Source organism: Pseudorhodoplanes sp. (assembly GCF_046289595.1).
Lineage (GTDB): Bacteria > Pseudomonadota > Alphaproteobacteria > Rhizobiales > Xanthobacteraceae > Pseudorhodoplanes.
On record NZ_JBKBVB010000189.1, the window covers coordinates 1 to 4865 of the forward strand.

6 protein-coding genes are annotated in these 4865 nt (G+C 63.9%); all 6 read right to left on the reverse strand.

Annotated features, from left to right (window positions below; translation table 11 throughout):
• Positions 1 to 25 precede the first annotated feature (25 nt).
• The 6 genes from ACK41X_RS22480 to ACK41X_RS22505 all read right to left on the reverse strand — a co-directional run bounded on the left by ACK41X_RS22480 (position 26) and on the right by ACK41X_RS22505 (position 4368).
• Positions 26 to 433, reverse strand: coding sequence for a 3-hydroxyacyl-CoA dehydrogenase family protein (locus ACK41X_RS22480; RefSeq protein WP_409728249.1), 408 nt, complete (start codon positions 431 to 433; stop codon positions 26 to 28).
• 1 nt (position 434) lies between these two features.
• A complete protein-coding gene (locus tag ACK41X_RS22485) occupies positions 435 to 1250 on the reverse strand; it encodes an SDR family NAD(P)-dependent oxidoreductase (RefSeq protein WP_409728252.1) in 816 nt (271 codons plus the stop codon).
• Positions 1251 to 1374: 124 nt separating this feature from the next.
• Positions 1375 to 1716 (reverse strand): cupin domain-containing protein, encoded by a 342-nt coding sequence (locus ACK41X_RS22490; protein ID WP_409728254.1) that lies wholly within the window; start codon positions 1714 to 1716, stop codon positions 1375 to 1377.
• Entirely contained in the window at positions 1716 to 2555 is an 840-nt protein-coding gene (locus tag ACK41X_RS22495; protein ID WP_409728257.1) for a cyclase family protein, read from the reverse strand. The genes ACK41X_RS22490 and ACK41X_RS22495 overlap by 1 nt, the downstream gene beginning before the upstream one ends.
• Positions 2556 to 2572: 17 nt before the next feature.
• Entirely contained in the window at positions 2573 to 3412 is an 840-nt protein-coding gene (locus ACK41X_RS22500) for an IclR family transcriptional regulator (protein ID WP_409728260.1), read from the reverse strand.
• Positions 3409 to 4368 (reverse strand): amidohydrolase family protein, encoded by a 960-nt coding sequence (locus tag ACK41X_RS22505; RefSeq protein WP_409728263.1) that lies wholly within the window; start codon positions 4366 to 4368, stop codon positions 3409 to 3411. Before ACK41X_RS22505 ends, ACK41X_RS22500 begins: the two co-directional genes overlap by 4 nt.
• Between the last annotated feature and the right edge of the window lie 497 nt (positions 4369 to 4865).

Below are 4865 nucleotides of genomic sequence, written 5' to 3' on the forward strand. Positions count from 1 at the left end.
CCAGCGGCACCAGAGGGGGCTGTCTCTACCAGTGGGTGCCTGGCGAGTGCTCTCGGTGGGTCAGGCCCTCCATGATCTTTTTGATGGGGATGACCGAGGTGTTGCTGGCAAGGATCGTATCGGGCCGCACATGCTTTTCGATGTTGCCGAAGAGCGTCTGCTTCAGCGGCAGATCTTCCAGTACCGCCTCCACCACGAAATCGGCATCGCGCACCGCCGCTGCAAGATCGCCAACCGGCGTGACGCGGTTCACGGCATTCGCGTCGTCGCCGAGATCGGCGAGGTTCGCGCTGATGCGCGCCTTCACCGTGTCGAGATTGGCGGCGAACGAATCCGTGATGGCCACGTCATGGCCGCCGAGCGCAAAGACCTGCGCGAGGCCGTGCCCCATCAGGCCTGCGCCGATGACGGCGATGCGTGCTTTCCGAGACATCTCAGCCCGCCGTATAACCGCCGTCGGCATACAGGATGTGGCCGGTATAGAAATCCGAGGCCGACGAGGCGAGGAAGAGAAGCGGCCCCGCAAGGTCCGACGGTTCGCCGAGGCGACCCTTCGGCACCCGCGCCAAAAACGCCGAGCGCACGCCCTTGGCCTTGTCGGTGTCCTCGTACATCCAGGCGGTGAGCGCGGAGCGGAACACGGTGGGCGCGATCGCGTTCACGGTAATGCCGGTCTCGCCCCATTCGCAGCCGAGCGCCCTGGTGATGCCGTCGACCGCCGATTTCGACGCGCAATAGGCAGTGTATCCGGCGGGATGGCCGAGCAGGCCGCGCGCCGACGACATCAAAACGATCTTGCCCGAGGTCTTGCCGTCCTTGCCCTGCGCGAGCATCTGCTTGCCGGCGGCGCGCGCCATCAGCCAGCTCTGCGTGACATTGGCATCCATCACGTCGAGGAAGCGCTCCGGCGCCATGTCGACGATCTTGGCGACATCGTTCTTGCCGGAGCCGACCACCAGAATGTCGAGCCGGCCAAATTTATCGACAGCGGCCTTGACGATCTTCTCGCAATTGGCTTCCGAGTTCGGCCGCACCGCAACGGCTTCGACCTTGGCGCCAAGCGCCTCGCACTCGGCCGCGGTCTTTTTCAGTTCCGCGGCATTGCCCGCGGCGATGACGACATTGGCGCCGGCGCCGGCCAGCACTTTGGCGGCGAGCGCTCCGAACGCACCGGACGCGCCGGTGACGATCGCGGTCTTGCCGCGGATGTCGAACAGGGAAAGGGGATTTTTCAGGAAGTCTTCGGACATGACGTCCTCACATTGTGTCGCGCTGTTTCCGCAATGTCATTGCCGGACTTGACCCGGCAATCCATCGACCTTGCGCAGGACGATGGATGCCCGGGTCAAGCCCGGGCATGACCACGTCCTTGGTTCACTTCCGTGGCGGCAGCATTGCCACCACGATGGTGCAGACCTCGTTGGAGCGATTGATGATCTCGCGCTCCTCGTTCGGGCCGATGTAGCAGGAGTCGTTCGCCTTCAGCACATGCTCCTTGCCGTCGACGATGACGGTGAGCTCCCCTGACACGACGAAGTAGACCTTCTCCGGAGGCGAGGCGTCGGGACCGGCGCCGCCGCCGGGGAGGAAATGCGAGAGACCGACGATCATCTCCTTGGAGCCGCCGGCTTCGGCGCCGAACAGGCGCAGCGAGATATAGCCGCGATGGTTCGGCGCCTCGTAGGGTTTTGCTTCGTTGAAACGGCGGACGATCATTAGAATTTCTCCCCGCGCTCGATGCGATACTCGCCTTTGGGATCGATGATGGCGACGAGGCGGATGATGCAGCCGTCGCCCCGGTCCCAGTTCCACGGAAAGAACGCGAAGGTGCAGCGCCGTCCGGTCACCTTGTCGAGATCGCCGCCGACATTCTCGATGCCGAGAATGCCGTTGGAGAACAGCTTGCGGTGGACAGGCTCCCATTCCGGGAAATCGTCCTTCCAGTCGCGTCCGCCGGACCATTCCTTGTATTCCTCGGCGAGATGCGGATGCAGCGGGCCGTTGCGCTGCGGACCGATTGCAGTGGCCAGCGGGTGGTCGTTGGCCTGGGTGTCGTGGCCGACCACCTTGACCTTCTTCTCGACGAACCAGTCGGCAGCGGAGGGCACGAAACCCGGCGCGCGGCAGAAATAGTCCTCGGAATCTTCGTACTGATGATGCCAGCCGGTATTGACAATCACCACGTCGCGCGGACGCACCACCTTGCCGGCGGCCTTTTCCAGGTCGTCATAGGTGATCGGTTCCCACTTCTTTTTCGGGATCGAGACCACGATGCCCGAACCGAAAAAGTGCGGCAGCGGCACCTCGTCGATGAACGGCGTGCCCTGCACGACATGCGCCGGCGCGTCGATATGCGTCGTATTGTGCATCGAGGTGGTGATGCGCTGCGACAGCACCCCGGACTTCGCCATATAGTGGATGCGCTCGATCTTCACGTCTTCGAAATAGGGCCAGTTCGGCGACTGGTATCCGAAGCGATGCGAGAGGTTGTAGAATTCCAGCCCCATCGCATTGGCGAGGTTTTCTTCAAAATCGACGCCGCGAATTTTCGCCATGCGGTTCCTCCTTTTGTTCAGGCAGTGGTGCTGGAGAGATGCTGCTCCAGCGTCCGTTTGGTCGCGAGCAGGCGCTCGCAGATCGTTTCGCGCTCGGCATGGAAGCGCTGCGCCGGCACCGGCACCGAGATCGCAACGTAATTGCCGAGCATGTCGCGCAGCGCGACGCCCGCGGCGCAGATGCCGAGCGTGTGCTCCTCGCGGTCGACGGCAAAGCCGTCGCGGCGCGCAGCACGAATGTCGTCCAGAAGGTTGTGCAGGCCGGTGATGGTATGCGGGGTCCGGGCCTTGTAGGTCTTTCCGACCAGCGCCTCGATCGCGCCGTCGTCGAGCTGGGCGAGATAAGCCTTGCCGTTTGCGGTGCAGGTCAGCGGAAAGGATTCGCCGACCGCGGAGACGGTACGCAGGCGCTGCGAGCCGATCACCTGGTCGATAAACACCAGATGGTCGCCCTTGATCGAGGCGAGATCGACGGTCTCGTGCAGCTCCCTGGACAATTCGATCAGGAACGGACGCGCCAGCGCGACGAAGTCGGTGCGCACCGAGCCGGCAAGGCGCAGGATCGTGGGGCCGAGCCGCACCCTGCCCGCCGGGGAGGCCGGGACCACGAGCTTCTCGGTCTCGAGCGCCGCGACGATGCGCTGCACGGTGGATCGCGCGAGCCCGACCTTCAGCGCAATTTCGCCGAGGCTGAGACCCGTCGTGGTATCCTCAAGCGCGCGCATGATCGATGCGGCGCGCGCAATCACCTGAACCTGACTCTTTTCCTGGTTCTTTTCTCGTCCCTTTTCCAGACCGTCCTCCGGCGGCTTGCCGCCGGCCGGCGCGCGCGCCGGTCGGTTTACCGCAATGGTCATGATCGAGCTCCGATGCGAAGCAAACGCGCCGCATTGTTCCAGGCGATGTCGTCGATCACCGCAGAATCGAGCGGCAATTCGTCGAGAAAGGCACCGGCTTCTGCCGGATTCTCGAAAGGATAATCGGCCGAATACATCACATTCTTGCGGCCCAGCGCCTTCAGCGCGCAATCGATCGGTTCGAACGAGAACATGCCCGAGGTCGTCACCACGATATTCTCGCGGATGTAGTCGGACGGCTTTTTCTTCAGCTTCACGCCATAGAGCCTGGCGCGGCTGTCGAAGCGCCAGAGCTGATAGGGCAGGGTTTCGCCGAGATGGCCGAGCGCAAGTTTGGCTTTCGGGAATCGGTCGAACAGGCCCGAGAACACGATGCGCAGCGCATGCGTGCCGGTCTCCACCGTCCATTCCCAGGTGGCGCGCTTCAAACCCCGATAGCCGTCGAGCGCGGGCATCGGCGACACCGGATCGGCGGGATGCAGATAGAGCGGCACGCCGAGCGCCTCGGCGCGCTCCCACAGCGGATAGGTGGACGGATCGTCGAGATAGAGTCCGTTGGTGTGGCCGTTGATCATGGCGCCGGAGAATTTCAGCTCGCGCACGCAGCGTTCCAGTTCGTCGGCCGCGGCCTTGGCGTCCTGCACGGCGAGATGGGCGAAGCCGCGATAGCGGTCCGGCGCGGTTGCGATCTGCCTGGCGAGGAAATCGTTGGCTTCGCGCGCCTTGCGGGTCGCGGTGGCGACATCGCGTTCGATCTGCACCCCGGGGCCCGCCAGCGACAGCACAGCGATGGCGATGCCCGACGTCTCCATCGCAGCGAGCCGTTCTTCGCCGAAGTCGTTCAGCCGCGTCAGCACTTTGCCATAGAGCGCCGGATCGACGTCCTCCACGGTCTTGAGCCAGTATTGCTCGAAGCCGGGGGCGAGGAAGTGCTCTTCGAGGGCGATGCGTTTCATGCGATGCGCGAACCGGGCCGGAACGGGCGGCCGTTCAGTCCTCCCTTGCGTGTACCGGCATACGGTACTTGTGTATCATTTAGTGGTGATCATAGTCTGCCATCCCGCGATGTCAAATGCGGCACGGTGTCAGTGCAGAGCCCATCCGCCAGGTTTGCTTCGCTGGCAATCGCGGTTACGCGGCGCGCCTCGCGGACCCCGAACGGCGCCAACCGGCATCCGGGACCATCCTTCATCCAATCTGACCGCCGCATTGCGCGTCACCCGATGCGTTACGAGCACTCTTGACATCCGGCACAAAATAGGAATATAGTCCCCGCTATCCCGCCCCAAAGCAAGGGGCGTCTGATCAGCGTCACAAGACGCGGGGCGGGATGCGGTGGCCGTGCGGGCGCGCGAGACGTGGCGCGCCGCATGGAGGCCCAAGCTGCTGGGTTCCGGCGAAGGATGCGCCTTCGTCACTTGGGGGACCGTGGTGGCCGGACCGAGTACGGACG